This window comes from Moorena sp. SIO4E2, from assembly GCF_010671945.1.
GTDB classification, from domain to species: Bacteria; Cyanobacteriota; Cyanobacteriia; order Cyanobacteriales; family Coleofasciculaceae; genus Moorena; species Moorena producens.
In genome coordinates this window covers 1-4654 of record NZ_JAAHIE010000543.1, presented here as the reverse complement: position 1 = coordinate 4654, position 4654 = coordinate 1, and the positions used below count along the sequence as shown (strand labels likewise).

4 protein-coding genes are annotated in these 4654 nt (G+C 41.7%); 1 reads left to right on the top strand and 3 read right to left on the bottom strand.

Going from position 1 to position 4654, the window contains the following annotated elements; genetic code table 11:
- Together F6K37_RS32580 and F6K37_RS32575 are read right to left on the bottom strand one after the other, a co-directional pair.
- A partial coding sequence (locus tag F6K37_RS32580; RefSeq protein WP_287254780.1) for a calcium-binding protein occupies nt 1–1259 on the bottom strand: 1259 nt, incomplete at its 3' end.
- Nucleotides 1240–1476, bottom strand: coding sequence for a hypothetical protein (locus tag F6K37_RS32575; RefSeq protein WP_287254778.1), 237 nt, complete (start codon nt 1474–1476; stop codon nt 1240–1242). The genes F6K37_RS32580 and F6K37_RS32575, both read right to left, overlap by 20 nt.
- A gap of 932 nt (nt 1477–2408) precedes the next feature.
- On the opposite strand from F6K37_RS32575, the gene F6K37_RS32570 reads away from it, so the two are divergent.
- The gene (locus F6K37_RS32570; RefSeq protein ID WP_287254776.1) at nt 2409–3773 is read left to right on the top strand and encodes an NB-ARC domain-containing protein; all 1365 of its coding nucleotides are present in this window, start codon (nt 2409–2411) and stop codon (nt 3771–3773) included.
- Nucleotides 3774–3939: 166 nt separating this feature from the next.
- Here F6K37_RS32570 and F6K37_RS32565 read toward each other — a convergent pair.
- The coding region (locus F6K37_RS32565) for a calcium-binding protein (RefSeq protein WP_287254774.1) at nt 3940–4654 on the bottom strand (715 nt) is incomplete at its 5' end.

Here is a 4654-nt window from a genome sequence, read left to right as displayed (position 1 = left end):
AGCTGAGATTCAACACCTAAACTCTTACCTCCAGCAATATCATTAGCAATCTGTTCCACTGAAGCAAGACTTTTATCAGAAGAAGAGAAGCCTTGATTGACAGCGATAAAGTTTGATGCAAAGGTATAGTTGAGCCCTGACTTGAGTTGAATTTTATCCGTACCGGATTGGAAATCCTTAAGTAGAGCGTAATCATTCAGACCCAAAAATCCTTTTCCACCGACATAGTAAGGATTCTTGCTATCTCCCATCACAAATTTATCAGCACCAGCTCCTCCCGTTAAGATATCAATTTCATTAATACCTGGCTTTTTACTGTTGGGATCGACACCTACAATGGTATCATTACCACCGGCACCAGTAATATTGTCACTTCCGGCACCACCAGTAAGTTGATTACTGTTGTTATCACCAATAATGGTATCGTTGCGACCAGCACCCTTGACATTGACAAAGTTTTGGACAGTGCGATTAAGAACTGGACCATTAACAACATTAATCTGTAAACTGTTCTGTTGCAGATTTACGTTCACAGACGCACCAGTACCAGCAGAAGAGGCATCAATCGTATTAGCTTGACCGGCATCCCCAATAATCGTCTCCACTCGGATTAGCTCATCCTGACCAAGACCACTTTTGTTAACGATTCCCGTGGGTAAAAGAGTAATAGCTCGACCGAGACCAGTGTAATCGACAGTATCGTTGCCTTCCTCTCCATCCAGGACATCATTACCACTACTGCCAATGAAATGGTTTTTGCCAGTTCCCCCGAATAGGGAGTCATTACCAGAGCCACCATCCAAGATATCATTACCAGAACTGCCAAACACAAAGTCGTTACCTGAGCCGCCAGACACAAAATCGTTACCTGAGCCAGCGATAACAATGTCATTTCCCTCTTCACCAAACACAAGGTCATTGCCACCGAGTGCTATAATAATGTCATTTCCGCCACGTCCTAAAATTAAATCGTTCTTGTTAGTACCCACTAAAAAGTCAGGATTGGGAGTACCAATAATAAAGTTAAAAGGCCCTGAGATTATAGATTTCGAGGATAAGCTTTGTACGCCTGACTCATTGGGAACTAACTGTTGTATCTGGGTCAAATTTAACTGAATCGGTGTACCAGCAGACTTAGATAAATCGGGGCTAGGAACTACCTGATCCTGAATAGATTGTGGCAGTGACTTGATTAAATCTAGTTCGGATTCTGGAATTAAGTTGGATAATTTCTGAGTTTCAGTTAGTAACGTAGCCATGGTTAATTAACTCTTTTTTTTGGTATGAATCTACCTTAGCGATCGCAGCAGCTATAAAATACCTAATGGTGATTAGGATTTGATTAGGTTTTAGGATTAGGTCAAGGAGTATAGCCTTTATCAAATAGGTGAAGTACACAATAGCAAGGGGAACAGCGGATCTGGGAACAGCGGATCTGGGAAAGGAACAGGGAAAAAATAGGTGTGTGTAGCTCATTAATATGAGAATCGCTCTAGTTATTAATTATTAATAATTGTTTATTGTGACTTGTTACTTGGCAGCACCAGCTTGACCAAAAAAAATATATGTAAGCATTCAGCCGTCAGCCGTGGGCTTTTAGCCCACGCTACGCGAACAGCTGACGTAACAAAGATTAAACGAATGCTTACTTGTTTTATTTAAAAGCTCAAAGCTGATAGCTGAGAGCTGATAGCTGAATGCTTACAAATATATAGCGTTAATCCTACTTATGAGGTAGATTTAATTTTCTTACCCCGACTCCCTCGGTGCGCTTTCCGCATCTAATTATTAAATTCGCCACGGGTCGCACCGCTCCCGACTCCCGCGCAACCCCAAGGGCTAGGTACCTCACCCAATTGAGAACTGCTATGGTACCCCTAACGGGTACTGTCAACTTTTCACAAATCAAGTAAACTAGACTTATCAGTCAATCGGTTATTGGGGGTGTTTAGTTTAGGAATTAAATTAAATTAAACCTAAATTAAACCGAATTTACCTGATAATTACAGCTCTTGAATGGTAAGATTAACTTAGCTGAAAAAAAATCCCAATTTAGCCTTACAAATTTAGGGGGTGCATCTCATTTTTGCTGTTTGATCTAGTGGTGCGTTACGGGACGGACTTTCCCAACACTGGCTACCGATAAAATGAGGGCGAGCCCGTCCCTAACGCACCCTACCCAACTTTTTTACAAATATGAGATGCACCCAATTTAGGGATAGTAATCAGGGTAATTTGCTTACGTAGAGATGTAACAAAAACTGATTTTTTTAAACAGTATATTTATCAACATCGGGGACATCTAGGTTTGGCAAATATATCTAGTAAACGCTCCAAATAGCTACCTTGTTGATTATTTAATTAGTTTCTAGGTAGCTATTTCGTGAGCTTGATTAGGATTCCCTACTATGAAATATAACACCAATCGATTTGAAGATGAACTGTTTATCAAAGCAGCCAAGCTGTGGAATTTAGAAAAGTTGTATACAGAACTAGCTCATAAAAAAACTGTTGCTACAAATAGGAAAATAAAATTGACCCCAGTGGAAAAAGCATGCTTAAGAGGTTTGCTGTGCGGCTATCCTCCTAAAAAAATTGCTGCTGCTCTCCATTGGAGTTGTGGCTCACTTAGCGTTCAACTCACTAAAGGTTTGTATCGGTATGTAGAAAGCTTAACTAATCGGAAATCGAACACCCTAAAAAGTTGGAGAGATATCTCTATATGGCTGGAAGCGGCTGGATACAAAACTCCCCAGCAGTGCCAAGATTGGGGTGAAGCACCACAGATTTCTGCATTCTATGGACGCACTAGGGAACTGAACACCCTTAAGCAATGGATTAGTCTCAAGGGAAGCCAATTGGTAGCAATACTTGGGATAGTAGGCGTTGGCAAAACATCGTTAGCTGCCAAGCTAGCACGAGAGATTCAGGAGGAGTTTGATTATATTATTTGGCGATCGCTATCCTCTGCCCAACCCCTGAAGCAACTGCTGGCACAACTGATTCCATTCCTATCTCACCAGCAGTCATCGGAGTTACCAGAAGACATCAACCTGCTCATGTCTCACTTTCTAGAGTGTTTACGAGAGCATCGCTGTCTAGTAATACTCGATGATGCTGAACAGATTTTAAGCCGTGGCACTTTAGTTGGAAAGTATCAAGCCGGATATGAGGATTATGGTCAACTTTTTAGAAGAGTAGCACAAGAAAGACACCAAAGTTGTTTGCTCCTAATCAGTTGGGAACCACCGCTAGAAATGGAGTTACTTGAGAAAAAAAACTATTCCACTCGTTCATTAACCCTAAACGGTTTACCAACAGAAGATGCTCGGAAACTATTAGCAGCTAATGGTTTGTCTGAACAAGAGCAAGACATGGAACTCATTAAACGTTATCGAGGCAATCCCTTAGGGTTAAAGCTGGCTGTGACAACGATTAAAGACTTTTTTTTTGGTAGTGTATCGGAATTTTTAAGTTGGGAGGAAATGATTGTTCCTGAGCCAATGAGAGCAATGTTAATCGAGCAATTGAATCGGTTAGATGAGTCAGAGAAGAAGGTGATCGCCTATCTAGCTAGGAATCCTACCCCCATTTACATTAAACAATTGCGCCATAGTATTACTTTAGACTATAATTCACAACTTATTTCAGTTTTACAGTCTTTGGAAAGGCGCTCACTAATGGAAAAAATTTCCCACAGTAATCGCACATTTTTTACTATAATTCCTGTAATTAGGACGGTGATTAATCAGCATGAAGGTTGTTTGCTGTAGGGGTTCGGTCTAGGGTAGGTTGAAAGTTGAAAGTTGAAAGTTGAAAGTTGAAGGGTGAAGGGTGAAGGGTGAAGGTTGAAGTTGAAGGTTGAAGGTTGAAGGTCAAGAGTCAACCTTCAACAAAAAACGACTATATAACTTCTAGATAAGTTAACTTTTAATTAACTTAAAATACCTCAAAGTCTGTGAAATCTACCGAGGTGCTGGTGTCGATTGTAGCAAACTGAGCTCCGCTTCCCAGACCACCTGCACTGCCATTCTGGTTGTAGAATAGACCGCCGGTTTCGCTGTTGTAGACAATCAAAGCACCACTACTTTCTACCTGGCTATTATCAGATACAACCGCCCATTCACTGCTATCTAAGCCCCCACTGGAGGTACCAGTGAGCGCAGTGAAGGTGTCCTGTTCCAGACTAATTTTGTCTTGACCTCCGATAAAGTTAGTAATGCTATCGAGACCCAAATCGCTTGAATTGAAAGCTACTCCAGTGTCAAAAGTAAAGGTAGTAATACCGTTGCCACTGATTAGGACATCATTACCATCTCCACCAACCAGATTGTCATCGCCATCACCTCCAATCAGAGTGTCATCGCCAGCATCTCCAATTAGGTTATCATCACCAGCTCCGCCAACCAGGCTATCATTGCCAGCATCACCCCTGAGGTTGTCATCGCCAGCCCCGCCAATCAGGGTGTCATTGCCATTACCTCCAATACCAAGCAAAGGTAACACAGCATTGGTTCCATCGAGAAGGTCATTACCATCACCGCCGTTAAAGACTACCAGCTGTACATCAGTACCGGACAAGTCATTAACAGTTAAGGTGTCATCACCCCCAAGACCATTGATCTCAAACTGTTCTACATCATTGACATTCAGG